The 20,820-nt window shown below is 68.7% G+C and carries 18 protein-coding genes; 5 read left to right on the top strand and 13 right to left on the bottom strand.

Annotated elements, in window-relative coordinates:
• Positions 1 to 69 precede the first annotated feature (69 nt).
• Positions 70 to 1,269, bottom strand: coding sequence for a cysteine desulfurase family protein (locus tag C2868_RS06475; RefSeq protein WP_100810840.1), 1,200 nt, complete (start codon positions 1,267 to 1,269; stop codon positions 70 to 72).
• Positions 1,270 to 1,408: 139 nt separating this feature from the next.
• Between C2868_RS06475 and glgX the strand changes: the two genes are divergently transcribed.
• From glgX to glgB, 3 genes are all read left to right on the top strand, one after another.
• The gene (gene glgX, locus C2868_RS06470) at positions 1,409 to 3,490 is read left to right on the top strand and encodes a glycogen debranching protein GlgX (RefSeq protein WP_103663087.1); all 2,082 of its coding nucleotides are present in this window, start codon (positions 1,409 to 1,411) and stop codon (positions 3,488 to 3,490) included.
• 178 nt (positions 3,491 to 3,668) lie between these two features.
• Positions 3,669 to 5,636, top strand: coding sequence for a maltotransferase domain-containing protein (locus C2868_RS06465; protein ID WP_100810842.1), 1,968 nt, complete (start codon positions 3,669 to 3,671; stop codon positions 5,634 to 5,636).
• Positions 5,633 to 7,822, top strand: coding sequence for a 1,4-alpha-glucan branching protein GlgB (glgB, locus tag C2868_RS06460; RefSeq protein WP_100810843.1), 2,190 nt, complete (start codon positions 5,633 to 5,635; stop codon positions 7,820 to 7,822). Before C2868_RS06465 ends, glgB begins: the two co-directional genes overlap by 4 nt.
• Before the next feature lie 54 nt (positions 7,823 to 7,876).
• Here glgB and C2868_RS06455 read toward each other — a convergent pair whose 3' ends face one another.
• A complete protein-coding gene (locus C2868_RS06455; protein WP_100810844.1) occupies positions 7,877 to 8,857 on the bottom strand; it encodes a tetratricopeptide repeat protein in 981 nt (326 codons plus the stop codon).
• Entirely contained in the window at positions 8,854 to 10,731 is a 1,878-nt protein-coding gene (locus tag C2868_RS06450; protein ID WP_181003374.1) for a glycosyl transferase, read from the bottom strand. The genes C2868_RS06455 and C2868_RS06450 overlap by 4 nt, the downstream gene beginning before the upstream one ends.
• A gap of 171 nt (positions 10,732 to 10,902) precedes the next feature.
• Between C2868_RS06450 and C2868_RS06445 the strand changes: the two genes are divergently transcribed.
• Entirely contained in the window at positions 10,903 to 11,955 is a 1,053-nt protein-coding gene (locus C2868_RS06445; RefSeq protein ID WP_100810846.1) for an AI-2E family transporter, read from the top strand.
• A 71-nt stretch (positions 11,956 to 12,026) separates the two neighbouring features.
• On the opposite strand, the gene C2868_RS06440 is transcribed toward C2868_RS06445, so the two are convergent.
• From C2868_RS06440 to rpsB, 9 genes are all read right to left on the bottom strand, one after another.
• A complete protein-coding gene (locus tag C2868_RS06440; RefSeq protein ID WP_100810847.1) occupies positions 12,027 to 12,746 on the bottom strand; it encodes an alpha/beta hydrolase in 720 nt (239 codons plus the stop codon).
• Positions 12,743 to 13,024 (bottom strand): hypothetical protein, encoded by a 282-nt coding sequence (locus C2868_RS17690; protein WP_100811339.1) that lies wholly within the window; start codon positions 13,022 to 13,024, stop codon positions 12,743 to 12,745. The genes C2868_RS06440 and C2868_RS17690 overlap by 4 nt, the downstream gene beginning before the upstream one ends.
• A 5-nt stretch (positions 13,025 to 13,029) precedes the next feature.
• Positions 13,030 to 13,752: a lytic transglycosylase domain-containing protein gene (locus C2868_RS06430; protein WP_100810848.1), complete on the bottom strand. Its 723-nt coding sequence runs from the start codon at positions 13,750 to 13,752 to the stop codon at positions 13,030 to 13,032.
• A 78-nt stretch (positions 13,753 to 13,830) separates the two neighbouring features.
• Entirely contained in the window at positions 13,831 to 14,481 is a 651-nt protein-coding gene (locus C2868_RS06425; RefSeq protein WP_232711179.1) for a DivIVA domain-containing protein, read from the bottom strand.
• Positions 14,478 to 15,503 (bottom strand): phosphatidate cytidylyltransferase, encoded by a 1,026-nt coding sequence (locus C2868_RS06420; RefSeq protein ID WP_100810849.1) that lies wholly within the window; start codon positions 15,501 to 15,503, stop codon positions 14,478 to 14,480. Before C2868_RS06420 ends, C2868_RS06425 begins: the two co-directional genes overlap by 4 nt.
• Positions 15,504 to 15,516: 13 nt before the next feature.
• Positions 15,517 to 16,071, bottom strand: a complete 555-nt coding sequence (gene frr, locus C2868_RS06415; RefSeq protein WP_100810850.1) for a ribosome recycling factor — start codon at positions 16,069 to 16,071, stop codon at positions 15,517 to 15,519.
• Positions 16,072 to 16,124: 53 nt separating this feature from the next.
• Entirely contained in the window at positions 16,125 to 16,844 is a 720-nt protein-coding gene (gene pyrH / locus C2868_RS06410) for a UMP kinase (RefSeq protein WP_100810851.1), read from the bottom strand.
• 130 nt (positions 16,845 to 16,974) lie between these two features.
• On the bottom strand, positions 16,975 to 17,802 hold the full coding sequence (gene tsf, locus C2868_RS06405) for a translation elongation factor Ts (protein ID WP_100810852.1): 828 nt from the start codon (positions 17,800 to 17,802) through the stop codon (positions 16,975 to 16,977).
• Positions 17,803 to 17,893: 91 nt separating this feature from the next.
• On the bottom strand, positions 17,894 to 18,889 hold the full coding sequence (gene rpsB / locus C2868_RS06400) for a 30S ribosomal protein S2 (RefSeq protein ID WP_100810853.1): 996 nt from the start codon (positions 18,887 to 18,889) through the stop codon (positions 17,894 to 17,896).
• 327 nt (positions 18,890 to 19,216) lie between these two features.
• Between rpsB and C2868_RS06395 the strand changes: the two genes are divergently transcribed.
• Positions 19,217 to 19,774, top strand: a complete 558-nt coding sequence (locus C2868_RS06395) for a murein hydrolase activator EnvC (RefSeq protein WP_100811341.1) — start codon at positions 19,217 to 19,219, stop codon at positions 19,772 to 19,774.
• Positions 19,775 to 19,875: 101 nt separating this feature from the next.
• On the opposite strand, the gene C2868_RS06390 is transcribed toward C2868_RS06395, so the two are convergent.
• A complete protein-coding gene (locus C2868_RS06390) occupies positions 19,876 to 20,811 on the bottom strand; it encodes a tyrosine recombinase XerC (RefSeq protein ID WP_100810854.1) in 936 nt (311 codons plus the stop codon).
• Between the last annotated feature and the right edge of the window lie 9 nt (positions 20,812 to 20,820).

Genomic DNA, 20,820 nt, shown 5'->3' with positions numbered 1-20,820 from the left:
TCGTCGAACATCGACGCCCGGCCGGGTCGGGAGCACCGTTGTGTGACAGCCGAGCACGATGCGCGCGCGTCAGCCGCGCGGAGTGCGGGACGACAGACCCGCGCGCCGGGCGCGGTCGTACGCCGACGGGAGCGCCGCGAGCAGCGCCGCCACGTCTGCCGGCGTCGACGTTCGGCCGAGGGTGAACCGGAGCGCACCCGCCGCGATGTCCGGCGCGACGCCCATGGACAGCAGGACGTGGGATGGCTCGGGCACGCCGGCCTGACATGCCGATCCGGTCGACACGGCCACGCCTGCGGCGTCGAGCAGCAGCAGCAGCGAGTCGCCCTGCGCGCCCGGCAGCACGACGTGCACGTGCCCCGGAAGACGATCCGCGCCGCTCGCCGAGACGACCACATCGGGAATCGTGGCCCGCAGACCGGCCTCCAGTTCGTCACGCAACGCGCCGATCCGGACGGCCTCCGCCGACAACTCGGCGACCGCGAGCTCGGCGGCAACGGAGAAGGCCACGGCGCCCGCGACATCCTGCGTGCCCGCCCGCAGCCCCCGCTGCTGCCCGCCGCCATGCAGCAGCGCCTCGAGCGTGACGTGCCGCGACACGACAAGAGCCCCGACCCCGACCGGCCCGCCGATCTTGTGCGCCGACGCGCTCAGCGCGACGAGCCCCGCGCCACCCTCTGCCCCGCCGCGCAGCTCCCGAAACGACAGGGGCACATGCCCGAAGGTGCCGACCGCGTCGACGTGCAGGGGAACGCCCGCATCGGATGCCGCGACGGATGCCTCGGCCACCGGCTGCAGCGAGCCCACCTCGTTGTTGGCACCGAGCAGCGTCGCGACCGCGACCCGCTCGTCCGCGAGAGCGACGCTCCATGCGTCCCGGTCGATGCGGGCATCGGCGTCGATCGGCACCGACCGCGCGTCCGCCTCGCCGCTCGTCTCGAGCCAGCGGACCGTGTCGAGGGTCGCGTGGTGCTCGCCCTCGGGCACCACGAGGAGGTTGCGCCCGGTCGCAGCACGCCGGGCGCGCAGCAGTCCCGTGAGGGCCAGGTTGATCGATTCGGTCCCGCCCGAGGTGAAGACGACCTCGATGGGCTGGCAGTCGAGGGCGGCGGCAAGCCGATCACGGGCGTCCTCGAGCAGGCGCCGCGCGGACTGGCCGGCACCGTGGATCGACGACGCGTTGCCGACGACCGCGGATGCCTCGAGCCACGCCGCACGCGCCTCGGCCCGCAGCGGGGTCGTCGCCGCGTGGTCGAGGTAGGCGTTCACCCCACAACTCTCACATATCGGCGGCACGGCGGCTTCAGACGCACGCGTGCGCGCCGAGCCCCGACGAACGCCTGTGCGCCGAGAGGACGTCCCCCTCCGCGTAACGCGCAGGACTCACGCGCTGGTTAGGGTTGTCCCCATGGTCAGCCCGACACCGACGACCGACGCGCCCGCCGGACTTCTCTCGCCCGCGCTCGATGACCTCGGCGTCACGTATACGTCCGACGGCGGTCGGTTGCGCGTGTGGTCGGGGCATGCCGACGGCATCGAGCTCGTGATCTTCGACGACACCGACCTCGACTGGATCATTGACACGATTCCCCTGCGCCTCGTCGGCGGTTCGGTGTGGGAGGTCACCACGCCGCTGCTCCGACCCGGCACGCGCTACGCGATTCGCGTCAGCGGCCCGACCGGCCCCGGCAACACCTTCAACCCCCGCACCCTTCTGCTCGATCCCTACGCCCGTGGCCTGGTGTCCGGCGGGTTCAGCGACTGGCGCTCGGTCGCAATCGACGGATCGTTCGACTGGGGCGGAGTCCAGAAACCCCGCGTACCTCTCGACCGCACCGTCATCTACGAGGGACATCTCAAGGGTCTGACCAAGCGCCATCCCGCGATCACACCCGCACTCCACGGCACGTACGCGGGCCTCGCCAACCCGGCGATGATCGAGTACCTCCAGGGCCTGGGCGTCACGAGCGTCGAGTTGCTGCCCGTCCACGCGTTCGCGAGCGAACCCCGCCTCCACCAGCTCGGGCTCAGCAACTACTGGGGATACAACACCCTCAACTTCTTCACCCCGCACGCCGCGTACGCCACCGAGGCCAGCCGACGCGAGGGCCCCGAGGCGATCCTGCGCGAGTTCAAGGGCATGGTGCGCCTGCTGCACGAGGCCGGACTCGAGGTCATCCTCGACGTCGTCTACAACCACACGGCGGAAGAGGGCGTGGGCGGACCGCGGTCGAGCTTCCGCGGCATCGACAACCGCTCGTACTACCGCCAGCTCGATGACGGCACCTACGTCGACGAGACGGGCTGCGGCAACGCCGTGAACACGGCGACGGATGCCTCGGCGCGCCTCATCCTCGATTCCCTCCGCTACTGGGCGAACGACCTGCAGATCGACGGGTTCCGTTTCGACCTCGCCGCGACCCTCGGCCGCGACGCGCAGCATCACTTCACGCCGGACCACCCGCTGCTGCGCACCATCCTGGACGACCCCGCGCTCGCCGACGTCAAGATGATCGCCGAGCCGTGGGATGTCGGCATGGGCGGCTGGCAGACCGGCAACTTCGGCGCCGGCTGGAGTGAGTGGAACGACCGCTATCGCGACCGGGTCCGCAACTTCTGGCTCTCGGACGTCGACTACGCCAGACGCGCCTCGACGGCACCTGTCGGGATCGGTGGCTTCGCGACACGCCTCGCCGGTTCGTCCAACACGTTCTCGCACGAGCGCGGGCCCCTCGCGAGCGTCAACTTCGTCACGGCCCACGATGGGTTCACACTCCGCGATCTCGTCTCGTACGACGTCAAGCACAACCTCGCCAACGGCGAGCAGAACCGCGACGGCGCGGACACCAACCGCTCGTTCAACCACGGCGCCGAAGGCCCGACCGACGATCCGCACATCCTCGCGACGCGACGCAAGGCGATGCGAAACCTACTGGGCACGCTCCTGCTCTCTTCGGGCATCCCGATGCTGACCGCCGGGGACGAGTTCGGGCGCACGCAGCGCGGCAACAACAACGCGTACTGCCACGATTCCACCCTCACCTGGTTGTCGTGGGACCACGCCGATTGGCAGAAGGACCTGCAGGCGCACGTCCGTCGTCTGATCACGCTGCGTGGCGAGAACCCCGCGCTCCGTCCGATCCGCTTCGCGGTCCAGGACCGGCCGACCCCCTCCGCGTCGGTCATGGACTGGTACGACGAGAGCGGCGCCATGATGTCGATCGATCGCTGGACGAACCCGGCGCACCGGACGCTTCAGTACGTCGCGGCGTCGACCCCCGAGCACGAGGCGTTCAATCGGATCCTGCTCATGGTCCACGGCAACGAGTCGCCCATCGACGTCACGCTGCCGGACATCGAGGGGGTGACGCGTTACGTCGAGCTCTGGTCGTCGATCGACGAGCGTCCGGCCGAGATCGCCGAGACCTACGAACCGGGTGATCTCGTGCCGTTGCCCGGTACGTCGATGCGGCTCTTCCGCGCCGAATAACACCGTTCGCCGGGCGGCGCAAGGCGTATCGTCGCCTGGGCACGCACGGTAGGTTCGGGGTGTGGCTGCCCCTTCTGCAAATGCTGTCCCCCGAGCGTGGCGGAGCGCCGCCGCCCTGCCCGTCCGCCCCGCCGTCGCGTGGCCCGATGAGGGCACGACCGCGGCTGGTCGTATCCCGATGTTCCACCCGCACCCGGCGGTTCCGGGCGACCTGTACCGGCCGAAGGCTTATGCGACAGAGGCCGTCCCGTTCGTCGTGACCGCGTTCCGCGAGGGGCACGATCGCATCGGCGTGCACCTGCGCCTCTTCTCCCCCGGCGGTGACGAGTCGTTGCACCGGCTCACGGCTCTCGACGACGGCTTCGACCGTTGGCGGGTTCTCGTCGCGCCGCTCGAACAGGGCGTGTGGACCTTCCGTTTCGAGGCCTTCGCCGACGAGTACGCGACGTGGCACCATGCGGCCGGGCTGAAGATCGCCGCGGGCGTCGACGCACCGCTGATGCGTCGGATGGGCTCGGACCTGTTCGAGCGGGCCGCGTCGGAACGCAGCCGACCGGCCGGCGAGCGTCGTCTGCTCCAGGCATCCGCTGCCCGTCTTCGCGACACGGATGTGACGGATGTCGAAGCGCTCGAGATCGTCGAGGACGCCTCGATCGCGGCATCCTTCGCGGCCCGCCCCGTCGCCTCGCTCGTGACGATCGGCGCGACGCGCGAGCTGCTCGTGGAACGCCGCCGCGCGGGGGTGGGCGCCTGGTACGAGTTCTTCCCCCGTTCGGAGGGCGCGAAGCGCCTGAAGAACGGACGCGTCAAGAGCGGTACGTTCCGCACCGCGATGAAGCGCCTGCCCGATGTCGCCGCGATGGGCTTCGACGTTCTCTACCTGCCGCCGATCCATCCGATCGGCGAAACGCATCGCAAGGGGCGCAACAACTCACTCGAGACCGAACCGGGTGATCCGGGCTCGCCGTGGGCGATCGGCGGCGCCGCGGGCGGGCACGACACGATCCACCCCGATCTCGGGACGCTCAACGACTTCCGCGCGTTCGTGCGCGCGGCACGCGCCGAGGGCATCGAGGTCGCGATCGACTTCGCGCTGCAGGCCTCGCCCGATCACCCGTGGGTGACGGAGCATCCCGAATGGTTCACGACGCTGCCCGATGGCTCGATCGCGTACGCGGAGAACCCGCCGAAGAAGTATCAGGACATCTATCCGATCAACTTCGACAACGACGGACCCGGCATCCGCGCCGAAGCCCTGCGGCTGCTTCGGCACTGGATCGCGCAGGGCGTCGAGATCTTCCGCGTCGACAACCCGCACACCAAACCCCTGCAGTTCTGGGAGTGGCTGATCCGCACTGTGAGTGCCGAACACCCCGGTGTCGTCTTCCTCGCCGAGGCTTTCGCGCGCCCCGCGATCATGCAGGGACTCGCGATGGCCGGATTCCAGCAGAGTTACACCTACTTCACGTGGCGAAACACGAAGAAGGAGCTCGAGGAGTTCCTGACGGGGCTCGCGACCGAGACGGCCGACTTCCTGCGTCCGAACCTGTTCGTCAACACCCCCGACATCCTCACCGAGTACCTCCAATACGGGGGCCGGGCCGCCTACAAGACGCGTGCCGCCATTGCCGCCACCGCCGCCCCGACCTACGGCGTCTACGCGGGATACGAGCTGTACGAGAGCGTTGCGCGACCGGGCTCGGAAGAGAACATCGACAACGAGAAGTACGAATACAAGACGCGCGATTGGGCCGGTGCCGAGGCATCCGGCAATTCCCTCGCGCCGTATCTCAGGATGCTGAATCGCGTCCGTGGCGAGCATCCCGCGTTGCAGCAACTGCGCAATATCCGTATCCACTGGAGCGACGACGAGGCGATCCTGGTCTACTCGAAGCACCTCGATGCGGCGCTCACCCCCACGGGCGAGTCCGACACGCTCATCGTCGTCGCGAACGTCGACCCCCACTCCGCGCGCGAAACGACCGTCTATCTCGACACCCGGGAGTGGGGCGTGGTGCCCGGCGAGACCTTCGAGGTCGAAGACCTGGTCTCGGGAGCCGTGTGGACCTGGAGCGACCGCAACTACGTCCGTCTCGATGCTTTCTCCGAGCCGGTGCACATTCTGATGGTGAGGAGCCCCCGATGACCGAGCACGAGACACGTGGGCACGGAGTACACACCGTGTCGCAGAACGACCTCGACCTGGTGGCGACGGGCTCGCACTATTCGCCCCACAGTGTGCTCGGGCATCACGCCGGGCAGGATGCGTCGGGCCACGCGATCACGACGATTCGCGTTCGTCGTCCCCTCGCCGAGACGGTGACCGCGATCACGGACGGCGGTCGCACGGCTCTCGATCACGTGCGGAGCGGGATCTGGGAGGGCACGCATCCCGGCGCCCCCGTGCCGTACCGCATCGAGGCGACCTACGCCTCCGCACCCGCGTGGACCGCCGATGACCCCTACCGTTTCGTTCCGACCGTCGGCGATCTCGATCTGCACCTGATCGCCGAGGGGCGGCACGAAGAGCTCTGGCGCGTACTCGGTTCGCACCTGCGCGATCACCAGGGCGTTGCGGGCACCTCATTCGCCGTCTGGGCGCCGAACGCACAGGCCGTGCGGGTCGTCGGGGACTTCAACGGCTGGGACGGCCAGAGTCATCCGATGCGCTCGATGGGTGGATCGGGCGTGTGGGAGTTGTTCGTCCCGGCGGTCGGCGAGGGCTCCGCCTACAAGTACGAACTCCTCACGGGAGACGGACGCTGGATCATCAAAGCCGATCCGATGGCACGCTGGGCCGAGGTTCCGCCGGCAACCGCCTCGGTCGTGACCAAGGCGCGCCACGAGTGGCGGGACGACGAGTGGATGGAACGCCGCGCGCGCACGACGCCCGTCGACCAGCCCATGTCGGTCTACGAGATCCACCTCGGTTCATGGCGCCCCGGCCTGACGTACCGCACCGCCGCCGACGACATCATCGGCCACGTCACCTCACTCGGCTTCACCCACGTCGAATTCCTTCCGCTGGCGGAACACCCGTTCGGGGGCTCGTGGGGCTACCAGGTCACGGGGTACTACGCCCCGACCAGCCGATTCGGCACGCCGGACGATCTGCGACACCTGATCGATCGGCTGCACCAGGCGGGAATCGGCGTGATCATGGACTGGGTCCCGGGGCACTTCCCCAAGGACGAGTTCGCGCTGGCCCGATTCGACGGACGGCCGCTCTACGAGCACGCCGATCCCCACCGCGGCGAGCACAAGGACTGGGGGACGTACATCTTCGATTACGGTCGCCGCGAGGTCCGCAACTTCCTGGTCGCGAACGCCCTGTACTGGTTCGAGGAGTTCCACGTCGACGGTCTGCGCGTCGACGCCGTCGCGTCCATGCTCTACCTCGACTACTCCCGCAACGAAGGCGAGTGGACGCCGAACATCCATGGCGGGCGCGAGAACCTCGAGGCGATCGGCTTCCTGCAGGAGGTCAACGCGACGGCGTACAAGCGCTACCCCGGTATCGCGATGATCGCCGAGGAATCCACGAGCTACCCCGGTGTGACGGCCCCGACCAGCCAGGGCGGACTGGGCTTCGGACTGAAGTGGAACATGGGCTGGATGAACGACACGCTCCAGTATTTCGGGCGAGACCCGATGTACCGGGCGCACCACGAGGGCGAGATCACCTTCACCTTCGTCTACGCGTTCAGCGAGAACTTCGTGCTGCCGATCAGTCACGACGAGGTCGTGCACGGCAAGGGCACTCTGGTGTCACGGATGCCCGGAGACCACTGGCAGAAGCTCGCGAATGCCCGCGCATTCCTCGGGTTCCAGTGGGGCCATCCGGGCAAGCAACTGCTCTTCATGGGCCAGGAGTTCGGGCAGATCTCGGAGTGGTCCGAGGGACGCTCGCTCGACTGGTGGATTCTCGACCAACCGCTGCACGCCCAGCTTCAGGCATTCGTGTCGGTGCTCAACGCGACCTACCGCGAGCACGCACCGCTCTGGTCGCGCGATCACGACGGCGCCGCGTTCCGGCGGCTGTTCGGTCCGCAGCACAACCCGAACGTCGTCGCCTTCGCGCGCACGGACTGGCACGGCAACACGGTCGCTGTGCTGTGCAATTTCTCGGGCGTGCCCGTCCACGACTTCGAGCTCGAGATGCCGGAAGCCGGCGTCTGGACCGAGATCCTCAACTCGGACGCCGTCGAGTATGGCGGCTCGGGCGTCGGCAACTTCGGCATCGTCAACGCCGCGCCCGCGGGCGACGGTGCCGCTCGCGCAAGCATCACGCTGCCGCCGCTCGGCGTGATCTGGCTCCATCACTCGCGGTGAGTGCACGGCGTCCGGTGCGGCGTATCGACCCGCCGCCCCGGACGTGGCGCGTTCTCAGAAGAGCAGCGACGCCAGGCGGCCACGCGCGCGGATGACGCGCGGGTCCGGATCGCCGATCAGCCCGAACAGCTCGAGCAGACGCTCGCGCACGGGCGCACGCTCGTCGTCGGGCAGCGCCGCGAACAGGTCGAGGAGTCGTCCGAACGCGTCATCGACGTGTCCCCCGGCGATGTCGAGATCCGCGACCGCGAACTGCGCTGGCACATCCGTGGGGGCGGCCGCCGCGGCGGCGCGCGCCGCTTCGAGCTCGAGACCCGACACCCGACTCAGCAGGCGAACCTGACCGAGGCCCGCGCGCGCGTCCTCATCCCTCGGATTCTCGACCAGCGCCTGCTCGTAAGCCCGGACGGCGGCGTCGTAGTCGCCCTCTTCGATGGCCGCGAACGCGGCGGCGTGTAGCGGAGGGAGCGGCGGCTCGGACGGCTCGACGGCCTCACCGTCGGCGTCGCCGGCTTCGGCATCCGTCACGGAGAGTGTCCCCGTCACGCCGTTCTGGGCTGCGAGCTGCAGGAGCTGGGCGAACACCTCGCGCACCTGCTGCTCGGGAACCGCACCGGTGAACAGCGGAACCGGCTGTCCGCCGACCAGGGCCACGACGAGCGGGATGGACTGTGCACGAAATGCCTGGGCGAGCTGCGGGTTCGCATCCACGTCGACCTTCACCAGGACGAGGCGTCCGCCGAGCTCGGTGATCACGGACTCGAGGATCGGGCTCAGCTGCTTGCACGGCCCGCACCACTCGGCCCACAGATCGATGACGACGGGGACCGTACGCGACAGCTCGAGGATCTCACCGAACGTCTCGTCCGTGGCGTCTCGCACCAGCCCGGCACCGCCACTCGCAGCGGCGGGGCCCCCGGCGCCGGAAGCCGCGGCGGCCGCGGCGCCCGGAGCGGGCGGCTGCGGGCGGTTGCGCAGCGATGACAGGTCGACGGCGCCGCGGAGGACGGCGCCGGGATTGGCGTTCAGACTCATTGGATGACTCCCGCGCTGAGGATGTTCGAGGCATAGCCGAGCAGCCGGATCTGTCCGCCGTCGGCCTGATTGGGTACGTAGAAGAAGAGCTGGTCGGAGAAGTTCGTCTGGAAGCCGGACGCCGAGCTGGCCGTGCCGGCGAGGGCCTCCACCGTCGGGTTGCCGTCGAGCTTGATCACGGCGTCGCTGTTCGTCGGTTTGACGGTGTCGGTCTCGGTGAGGCTGACGGCGACGATCGCACCGGATTCGAGAGTCGCCAGGCCGATCGCGGGGTACGCGCCGGCGGCCGACGAGAAGGTCAGACTGCCCGTCTCCGCGCCGGTCTGGTTGAACTGATCCAGACGGGTCCGGCGGTCCTCCGCGACCTTCACGCGGAACTGATCGCCCTCTTCCTCGAACAGGGACGCATAGCTGCTGTTCTCTCCGTTGTTGAGCACGTCCGCGTACGCCGCGGCCAACTCCTGGGGTTCCAGAATCAGGAACGGAGAGTCTGGCGGCACGAGCGCCGCACCGATCGTGGCGGGCGCGACACCACCCGGGAACTCAGCGGATGCGGCCAGGCTCGCGAGGTAAGTGAGCTTGTATTCCGACCAGGCATCCTGCTGCGTCAGGACGGCCACGGTCGGGGCAACCGTCGTCTCGCCCTCTTCGCCCACGACCGTCATGATCGTCCGCGGCCAGAGGTCGTATGCCTGGGGAAGCACGATCTGCAGCGGTTCGGTCGGGATCGCCGGCAGCGCCGGGTGATCGGCGACCTTGCTGCGGATCAGGTAGTTCGCCTTGCGCTCATCCAGTACGGCACCCGCGAGTCGCGTCGCCGCGAGATCGCCGTTGGCCGCGACATCCGCTTCGGATACCGTCTGCGCGACCTTCGCAAGAATGCGCTTCGCCTGCGTCTCGGTGACGGCCGGTGCGTCCTGCTCGTCCGCCGCGATCACGCTCGCGGACGGCGAGGGGGTGGCCGACGCCGCCAGCTGCGGCCAGGATTCGGCGGTACAGCCGGTGAAGAGCAGCCCGGCGATGGCGATGCTCGGAATGACGACGAAGCCGCGGGTGCCGCCACGCAGTGCACGACGGGAGGGAGCGCCCGAGCTGATCACGCCCTTCGCCTCGGCATCTCCGGCGGGAATCGTGTCGAGGGGCTGCGTCACGGGCTGCGGCAGCCCCTTGCGCCGCGGACCACGCGAGCGGCGCGCGTGCCGGATGCCCAACAGGTACAGGAGCACGCCGAGCACCATCAGGATGCTTCCGGCCACGATGAGCGGACCCGCCCAGGGGGTCGAGTTGTCGAGGGGCCAGCGGATCTCGATCGACTCCGGCGCCGCTGCCGTGCCATCCGCGGCGAGCAGAACGCTCATCGTGTCGGGCAGCTGCAGCTGGGCCGTGAGCGTTCCCTCGTCGGTGAACTCATCGAGCCACAGGTCGGACCCGGCAGGGTTGCGCCCTACGGCGGTCCCCGTCGCGGCCTGGTCTGACGTCGTGTCGCCCTCGGTCGCTGCATCCGCAGCGCCATCCGCGGCGGGACCGTCGGTTGCGGGGCCCTCCTTCTGCGGATCAACCGTTTCGGTGACGATCTCGCCCGTGTCATCCAGCGTGACACGCGTATACGAGACATCCGAGAGCCAGGCCGTGACGTCCGCCGTGCGCCCGTAGGCGGCGTACACGGGGCCGGTGTCGACCGATGCCGTCAGCGTCTGCGAACCCGGTGCGCTTGTCAGGACCGCGCCATCGATCAGCGTGTACGGAAGACCGTCGGAAGCGCTGATCTTGGTCTCGGTCGTATCGGCGCCCACGAACACCGTCCGCTGCGCGATACCCGCGCCGATCAGTACGGCGGCGAGCACGAATGCCGCGACAGCCCAGACAAAACGCAAACGAAAACTCCTCCATCGACGCGCCCGGGAGAGTTTCGGCGCGGAAGCGGACATCCCAGACTACCGAAGTACGCCTGAATGTCAGCCCCACGCGCGTGAAACGCGTGAACAGGGTGGTCCGCCCGTATTCTGACGTGACGCGCGTCGGGCGCGTCGCAGCCGGAGGTGCACGTGAAGATTCACAACCCGTTCCGCGTCGCATTCATCGCGACGCTCGGTGTGGGGCTCGGGATCGTCCTGATCTCGAGTATTCAGACGCTCTCGACGATTCTGCTGTACGTCGGCACGGCGCTCTTCCTGTCGCTCGGCCTCGAGCCCGCGATCTCGTTCCTCGAACGTCGGCGGATGAAGCGCTGGGTCGCGGTCCTCATCGTGATCCTGGTCGTGCTGGCGGCCTTCGCCGGAATCGTGCTGATGGTGCTGCCAATCATCGCTGCCCAGATCAGTCAGCTCGTGGCCGCGATCGAGACGATCATCACCCGGGGCACGTTCATCGACGATCTCCGGAATTGGCTCCAGACCACATTCCCAACGCTGAAGGTGGATGACGTCTTCACCTACGTCAATGACTGGCTGACTTCGCTCGACTTCGCCGCGATCGGAGAGAGCGTGCTGGCGTTCGGCGCGGCCATCGTGGCCGGCCTGACGGGCGCATTCATCGTCCTGATCCTGACGATCTACTTCACGGCGTCCACGCCGAACCTCAAGGCCGCCGTGTACCAGCTCGTTCCCGCATCGCGTCGCGCCCGCTTCATCGACCTGTCGGAGCAGATCACGGACTCGGTCGGCTACTACGTCATGGGCCAGGGAACGCTGGGCATCGTCAACGGCATCCTGAGCGCCATCCTGCTCACGATCATCGGGGCGCCGTTCCCCGCCGTCCTCGCGGTCATCGCGTTCTTCTTCTCGCTGATCCCGCTCGTCGGCACGCTGACGGGCTCGACGATCATCGTCCTGACCTGCCTGATCCCGGGGCTCGGCAGTCCGGGAACCGCCCTGATCGCCGGTATCTACTACCTGATCTACATGCAGATCGAGGCGTACGTGCTGGCGCCGCGCATCATGAACCGAGCCGTGTCGGTGCCGGGTGCCGTCGTCGTGATCGCGGCCCTCGCGGGTGGCTCGCTGCTCGGACTCCTCGGCGCGCTCGTTGCGATCCCCGTGGCAGCCAGCATCCTGATCATCTATCGGCAGGTCATCATCCCGCGGATGAACGAGCTGTAATCCAGCCTCGGCGTCGCTGCTCAACGATCGGACCGCGCCCGTACGGGACCGTCGGGGTTCACGATTCGTGGCTAGAGCGGGCCGTCCCACTCGGTCGGCAGCGGCAACGCCGCCGGGTTGACCGCGGCGACGATCTCGGTCAAGACCCGCCGTGTCTGCGTCTCGCCGACCCACAGGTGCCGCCCGCCCTCGACCGGAACGACGACGACGTGCGGGATCTGCGCGAAGCGCTGGACCGCAGCATCCGGACGGAGGTAGTCATCGAACTCGGGAATCACGGCGATCAGGGGCCGGTCGTCGCCCGCCCACGCGGCGAGTTCTTCGTCGGTCGTGCGGTGCAGCGGCGGCGAGAGCAGGATGACTCCCGCGATGTCGTGATCTCGACCGTATTTCAGGGCCAGCTCGGTGCCGAACGACCAGCCCACCAGCCACGGTTTCGGCAGACCCCGCTCCCGGACGAAATCGAGCGCTGCGGCAACGTCGAAGGCCTCGTCGTGCCCGCCGTCGAACGACCCCTCGCTCGTCCCGCGCGGTGACGTGGTGCCACGGGTGTTGAAGCGCAGCACGGCGAGATCGGCAAGGGCGGGCAGACGGCCGGCCGCTTTGCGCAGGATGTGCGAATCCATGAACCCGCCCGCCGTGGGAAGCGGATGCAGCGTCACGAGCGTTGCGACCGGCTCCGTCTCGAGCGGTTGGGCCAACTCCCCCACCAGCGTCACGTCGTCGAGCGTGTGCAGCTCGATGTCTTCGCGCCGGGCGGGCAGCTGGATCGGTCCACGAATCTCGGTCATGCGATCCTCCAACAGTGCGTGTGCCAGTGACGGCGGGCCGCGAGATCGGCCGCCTCACCGAGCACGCCGTCCGCGCGCCAGACGACCAGGTGCGCGGTGTGCGCGGCAACCGGGCGCCCGCAGCCGGGACAGGTGTACGACTTGACGGCCTGATGAGCAGACACGGGCTGGACGGTGTATTCGACGCCTCGTCGCGTCTCGGGCCTCTTCCAGCCGCCGATGAGGCGCTCGAGCCCGTCACCGGGAGGGTCGGGTCGGCGTCGGTTCGACCGCGGCATCGCGGTCAGTACCACCCGCGGGCCTGCGAGTGGCCCCAGGCACCGCAGGGCGTACCGTACCGGCCACCGATGTATCCGAGTCCCCAGGCGATCTGCGTCGCCGGGTTGGTCTCCCAGTCGGCGCCCGCAGACGCCATCTTGGTGCCGGGTAGAGCCTGCGGGATGCCGTAGGCACCGCTGGACTTGTTGTGCGCGTTCACGCGCCAACCCGACTCCTTCTTCCAGAGGGCGACGAGGCAGTCGAACTCGCCCGTCCCCCACCCGCGCGACGCGACCATGTCGAAAGCGATCGCCTGCGCCGAGCCGGGATCGGGAACGACGCTCGGCGGCGCCCACCCGCTGGCGGCCTTGGTGCTGCTTGCCGCGACGGGTACCGGCTTCGGCTTGGGTTTGACGAACACCTGATAGCTGCCCCGCGACAGCTCGGGCGCGCTCGTCTCACCCGCGATGTCGACGATGAGCGACTGGGCGTCGCTCCGCGCAGCCGCGTAGAGCGTGGTTGCACCGGCATCCTGCGCGGATGCCTCGGCGAGGGCGGCCCCGGTCGGAACGACGACATATGCACCGAGGAACCCCACGGCGGCCACCGTCGCGAAGACACCGAGAACCCCGCGACGCCGGGACCAGCGCACCGGCCGAGCAGCGGGCGTACGACGCGCGAGGGTCGACGACACGCGACCCACAGACGTGCGGGTCGGCGCCGGAATGATCTCGTTGCCCTGGCTCACAGTGCTTCGAGTTTAGCCGCGACCCCGGCGACGTGCCACGCTACCGGCGCGCTCGGCACGGATCCGGCGGACGAACTTTCAGCGAACGGCGAGCATGACGTCGATCACGGCGTCGAGCAGCGCGTCGACCTGCTCTTCCTGATACCCGCGACGCTGCATCCGGAATGCGACTGCCCGCACCTGATCGACAGTGATGGGGCGGCCTGTTTCGAAGTACTCGACGAGACGGTCGGCGACGAGATCCACTTCGTCCGTGCGATAGCCGAAGCGCAACCACCCGGCGCGGGCGAACCGTCGCCGCCGCGGCCGCGAGAGGTGATCGAGCAGGACCTGCGCATCATCGCGTGCCCGTTCCACCCACACTCTCGTGCCCGTCGTCGCCACCGCCGCTTCGCGGTCGCGTGCGGCAAAGGCGTCCTCGATGCGCGCGAGTGCCGCGTCGACGGGCTCGATCGCGTAGCCGCGCTTGACCAGGGGGAAGGCTGCGGTACGCACCGACGCAGCATCGAGGTACGGCGTGCCATCCGGGGACGGCTCACCCTCGAACTCCTGCCGGGCGCGCTCCAGGAACGCATCGACGGCAGCCTTGTCGTACCCCAGGACGCGACGCGGCGCCTCGGGAAAAAGCGAGGAAGTGCCCCGCGTCTCGGTCTGATCAGCACCGGCGGCGGCCATGTCGGCGACATCCACGGATGCGTCGGGCTCTGCGGGCGTGGTCGGGTCGGTCATGCAACTCCCAGCGGCGAAAGCAGGTAGAAGAGGGCGAGCGCTGCGGCGGCGGACGGGAGGATCGAGTCGAGCCGATCGAGCACACCGCCGTGGCCCGGCAGCCACGAGCTCATGTCCTTGATACCCAGGTCGCGCTTGAGCATCGACTCACCCAAGTCACCGGCAGTGGCCGTGACCACGATGACCGCTCCCATGATCAGGCCGGCCCACCAGGGCAATCCGATCATCAGCCAGGCGAGCAGGACTCCCGCGATGAGGGCAGCGGCGACGGCGCCGGCGAAGCCTTCCCACGTCTTCTTCGGACTGATGCGGGGGGCCATCGGGGTGCGACCGAGAGCGAGACCCGTCGCGTACGCGCCCGTGTCGGAGGCGACGGCGATGATGATGAACGCGAGCACCCACCACTGTCCGCCCTCTTGCCGCAGCAGCACCATTGCCAGGCTGCCGAGGAAGGGGACGTAGAGCTGCACGAGCGCGCCGATCAAGACGTCCGAGAGCACATCACCGTAGCGTCGGCCGTCCTGCGCGATCATCTGTCCGAGCACACGCCAGACGACCACGACGACGACGTCGACGAAGACGAGAACCCACAGCGCCCACAGGTCGAGGAAGAACCCGCCCGCGACGAGCACGAAGACGAACCCGATCTGCGGAACCATGTCGACCTTGCGGCCGGAGACCTGCAAAGCGCGACAGAATTCGAACGTTCCGAGGACCGCGACAGCCAGCGCGAAGATCGCGAAGACCCACTTGAGGAAGATGAGCGAGGCGATCACGACGGCACCGATGGCGAGACCGATCATGATCGCGACGATCAGGTCGCGTCCGGTGCGCTGCTTGATGCGCTCGTTCGCCTCGCCGAACTGATCGCGGGCGTGTGCGACCTGCTGTTCGAGGTCGCTGCGCGCCTGACGAACGTGCTCCTGGAACGCGGCGGCGGATTCGTGTCCGCCCGCCCGGCCCGCGCGCGTCGGCGGGGACGGCGTTTCTCGAAGCTCTGACTCGTCGGGTGCGTCACTCATGGTCGGATGCGGCTCAGACCTCGAGCAGCTCTGCCTCTTTGCGCTTGAGGGCATCGTCGATCAGGTCGACGTGTGCCTTCGTCAGCGCGTCCAATTCCTTCTCGCCGCGGGCGATTTCGTCCTCGCCGACGTCGCTCTTGAGCGCGTCCAGGTCGTCCTTGCACTTGCGGCGGATGCCTCGCACGTGGACTTTCGCGTCCTCGCCCTTGGTGCGGACGATCTTCACGAACTCCTTGCGGCGCTCTTCCGTCAGCTCGGGCATCGTGACGCGAACGAGGTTTCCGTCGTTCGTCGGATTCGCGCCGAGGTTGGGCGTGTTGCGGATGGCCTCTTCGATCGCCTTGAGTGCCGACTTGTCGTATGGGGTGACGACGATCGTGCGCGCTTCGATGTTGTTGAGCGACGCGAGCTGCGCGAGCGGGGTCGGTGTGCCGTAGTAGTCCACGAGGATCTTCTGGAACAGCTGGGGGTTCGCACGACCCGTCCGAACGGTCGCGAAATCATCCTTCGCGGCCTCCACGGCACGGTCCATGCGGGTGGCGGCATCCGCCAAGACGTCCGCGATCACGGTGACTCCTTCAGGGGTTGAAGCGTTCGCTCAGTCTAGCCGCGGGGTCGCGGTCAGACCGTGACGAGCGTGCCGATCTCGTCACCGAGAAGCGCTCGCGTGACGTTGCCGGCGGGTTCCATGCCGAACACGCGCATGTCCATGTGGTTGTCCATGCACAGGCTGAAGGCGGTCGAGTCGACGACCTTCAGACCGCGCTGGAGCGCGTCGTTGTAGGTGACGCGGTCGAGGCGTACCGCGGTGGGATCCGTGCGGGGGTCGGCGGTGTAGACGCCATCGACCCCGTTCTTGGCGACGAGCACCTCGGTTGCGCCGATCTCGAGCGCGCGCTGCGCCGCCACCGTGTCGGTCGAGAAATACGGCAGGCCCGCGCCGGCACCGAAGATCACGACGCGCCCCTTCTCCATGTGGCGCTCGGCGCGACGCGGGATGTAGGGCTCGGCGACCTGCATCATCGAGATCGCGGACTGCACGCGCGTGGCGGCCCCCGCCTGCTCGAGGAAGTCCTGCAGCGCGAGGGCGTTCATCACGGTGCCGAGCATGCCCATGTAGTCGGCCCGGCCGCGATCCATGCCGCGCTGGCTGAGTTCGGCACCGCGGAAGAAATTGCCGCCGCCGACGACGATCGCGATCTCGACGCGATCCACCGCCTCGGCGATTTCGCGCGCGATCTGGCTGACGACATCCGGATTCACTCCGAGCGATCCACCGCCGAACGCCTCACCCGACAGTTTGAGCAGGACGCGTCGGCGCCCGGTAGCCTCGTCGATCACTCAGCATCCTTCCGTCAGCCTCCAACCTAACGGCAGAGGCGTCGTGTCGCGCGCCCAGAGTCCCCCTGCGGGGGACGGACGCAGAGAAAAGGGGCCCGGTGCGATGCACCGGACCCCTCACGTCACAGCGTCAGGCGCCGACCTTGAACCGAGCGAAGTCGGTCACGGTGATGCCCGCGTCCTGCGCGACCTTGGCGACGGACAGCTTGTTGTCCTTCGCATAGTCCTGCTCGAGCAGCGCGACCTGCTTGAAGAACGCGTTCACACGGCCCTCGACGATCTTGGGCAGAGCCGCCTCGGGCTTGCCCTCTTCGAGCGAGATCTTGGTGACGATGTCGCGCTCGCGCTCGACCTCGGCCTCGGGGACATCCGCCTTCGCGAGGTAGCTCGGGTTCGCGAACGAGATGTGCTGGGCGATGCTGCGCGCGGTCTCGGCGTCGTCACCCGAGTAGGCGACGACGACACCGATCTGCGGCGGCAGGTCCTTGCTCGTCTTGTGGAGGTAGATCTCGAAGTGGTCACCCGTCAGCGTGCGCACGCGGCGCAGTTCGACCTTCTCGCCGATGATCGCAGCCTCGTCCGAGATGAGCTGGTCGACCGTGCCGTCGCCCGCAGGGGCGGCGAGAGCGGCCTCGACCGAGTCGGCCGAGACAGCGGCCGCGGCATCCGCGACCTTGTCCGCGAGGGCGATGAAGCGCTCGTTTTTGGCGACGAAGTCGGTCTCGCAGGCGAGCTCGACGAGCGTCACCTTGCCGCCGACCTCGCGGGCGACGACGAGTCCCTCGCTCGTGGAGCGGTCGGCACGCTTCGCGTTGCCCTTCGCTCCCTTGAGGCGGAGGATCTCGACGGCCTTCTCGACGTCTCCGTCGGCCTCCTCGAGTGCCTTCTTGGTGTCGACCATGCCCGTGCCGAGCTGTTCGCGCAGCGCCTTGATGTCGGCGATCGTGAAGTTTGCCATGGTGTGTAAACCCCTTGCGTGTCTTTCGATGTGTCGTGTGTGGCGGGGTGAGGGCTCGCCGGACGCAGTACCGCCCGGCGAGCCGATGCGCTTATTCGGCGGATGCCGGGGCGGCTGCGTCTTCGGCGGCCTTCACGTCCGCGGCGTCGAGGCCGGCGGCCTCGGCGATCGTCTGGTCATGAGCGGCGGCGCCTTCGGCGTCAGCGGCGGACTCGGTGGCGGAAGCACCCTCGATGGCCTGCTCGTCCGCGACCAGCTCGTTGGCGACGGCCTCGGCGAGGGCGGGCTCGGCGACCTTCGCGGTGTCGGCGGAGGACTGCTCGGGGGCAGCCTGCTCGAGAAGCTCGCGCTCCCAGTCGGCGAGGGGCTCGGCCGTCTCGGCCTCACCCGAGGGCTGGTGGCGCTGGATCAGACCCTCGGCTGCGGCGTCCGCGATGATGCGCGTGAGCAGGCCCACCGAGCGGATCGCGTCGTCGTTGCCGGGAATCGGGTACTGGAACTCGTCCGGGTCGGCGTTCGTGTCGAGGATGCCGATCACGGGGATGCCGAGCTTCTTGGCCTCGTTGATCGCGAGGTGCTCGCGCTTGGCGTCGATGACCCAGATCGCCGAAGGCGTCTTGGTCAGGTTCCGGATCCCGCCGAGCGACTTGTGCAGCTTGTCGAGCTCGCGCTTCTTGATCAGCAGTTCCTTCTTGGTGAAGCCACTGTTCGCGGGGACCTCGTAGTCGAGCTCTTCGAGCTCCTTCATGCGCGCGAGGCGCTTGGAGATCGTCTGGAAGTTCGTGAGCAGACCGCCGAGCCAACGCTGGTTGACGTAGGGCTGGCCGACGCGGGTCGCCTGCTCGGCGATGACGCTCTGGGCCTGCTTCTTGGTGCCGACGAACAGCACCGTGCCCCCGCGGGCGACCGTCTCCTTGACGAAGTCGTACGCCTTGTCGATGTACGACAGCGACTGCTGCAGGTCGATGATGTGGATGCCGCTGCGCTCGGTGAGGATGAAGCGCTTCACCTTCGGGTTCCACCGACGCGTCTGGTGTCCGAAGTGCACGCCCGAATCGAGCAGCTGGCGAATGGTAACGACGGCCATGGCCGACTCCTGTCTTGGCACCACGCGGTGCCTCTTGCGGTTGTGTGATTCGTCGCTCCGGTCGGGCGACGTGTCCTGGTGACCGGCACACTCCCACCCGCCGTGAGGCGGGACCGTGGGGAGGGATGCCACGCGCGATCCTCGGATCGCAACGCTCTGGGCACGCGAAGTCACCCCGTAAACGAGGTGCTCTGCCAGTGTATCAGTCACCGACGGGGGCATGGTGGCCAACCCGGATGGCTCCTCCCCCGCTGCGGCGGATGGACGGCGTCCCCCGACATCGGTGCGCGACGCGAGGTGTCGCTCGGATCGGCGCATGCTGATCGGATGCCTCGTACCGTCGTGTTTCGCTTCGCGCGCGCGGCTGGCCGGGCCACGGTGGCGGCGGTGGCCGCGGCGTTCCTCGCCGGGTCGCTGGGTGCCGCCGCGGCGGGAAGCGAGACGGGCGGCGGCGGGGCGAACGGCGGCGTGGCTGCCTGGTCATGGCCGGTGGCGCCACCGTTCGGGATCGTCCGCGACTATCTGGCTCCGGCCCATGCCTATGGTCCGGGACACCGGGGCATCGACATCGCCCTTCGCGGTGAGACATCCGTTCGTGCGCCCGATGACGGGGTCGTCGCATTTGCGGGGCGCGTGGTCGATCGGAGGGTACTGACGATCGATCACGGCGAAGGGATCGTCTCGACACTCGAACCCGTCGAGGCGCTGGTCGTGCCGGGCGAGCGCGTCATGCGCGGTGAGGTGGTCGGGGTGCTGTCGGTCGGCGGACACGCAGAGCCCGGGGCCCTGCACCTCGGCGCACGGCTCGACGGCGAGTACCTCAATCCGCTCGTGCTGCTCGGGGCGATGCCCCGGGCCGTGCTGCTCCCCTACGCCGACCGCTGAGCCCGGCCGGGCACCGCGGTCACCGATCCTGTCGAGGCGACGCCCCCGGCAGGCAAACGCCCGCCGTCGGGCACCCACGAACGGTCGCGACATGCCGGCCCTCAAGCGCGCGGGTGCGCCAGGCGGTAGGCCGCGCGCAGACGTTCGCTCGAGACGTGCGTGTAGATCTGCGTCGTACCGAGGCTCGCGTGCCCGAGGATCTCTTGCACCGTCCGCAGATCAGCACCGCCGTCGAGCAGATGAGTCGCCGCCGAGTGGCGGAGTGCGTGGGGGCCGATGTGCTCCACGCCGAGGGTGGGAGCCAGGCGGTGCGAGACGACGTCGTAGACCGTCCGCGGTGAGATCCTGCCCCCGCGTGAGCCGAGGAACAGCGCGCTACCGCTCCCCCGGGCCGCCGCCGCACCGTCACCGAAGTGCTCCACGACGAGTTCGGGCCTCCCTCGCGTCACGTAGGCCTCTATCGCGCGCCGAGCGGGAACGCCGAACGGCACGACGCGTTCCTTGGAGCCCTTGCCGAGGACTCGCGCGGTGCCCCGATCGAGGTCGAGGTCACCGATGTCCAGACCGCACAGCTCCGAGACACGGATACCCGCGCCGTACAGCAGTTCGAGCATCGCCCGATCACGGAGCGGAAGCGGGTCGCCGCCCTCGGCGAGAGCGGCCAGCCCGTCGAGCATTTCGGCGACGGCAGGAGCGGTCGCGACTGTCGGCAGCGTCCGTCCGCGCTTGGGCGCGACCAGGCGCAGGCTCGGATCCTGCGTCACGATCCCCGCTTCCAGCGCCCACGCGAAGAACGACCGGATGGCCGCGGTACGACGCGCGAGGGTCGCCCGCGCATCGCCGCGCTCGCTCGCTTGCCCCTGCCATTCGCGCAGCAGTCCCAGGTCGGTCTCGGCGGGCGTCTGCACTCCGGTGAGCAGCGCGACCTCGATCAGGTCGCGCAGGTCGGCGCGGTACGCACGCGTCGTTGCGGGAGACAGGCGGCGCACGGTTCGCAGGTGCGTCTCGAACGCCTCCGATGCATCGTGCCAGTCCACCCGCCCAGC

The sequence above is a fragment of the Microbacterium sp. CJ77 genome (genome assembly GCF_002911615.1).
In the GTDB taxonomy this organism is placed as follows: Bacteria; Actinomycetota; Actinomycetes; order Actinomycetales; family Microbacteriaceae; genus Microbacterium.
Note: the sequence above shows the minus strand (reverse complement) of the source record. Positions and strands in the feature narration are given on the sequence as shown.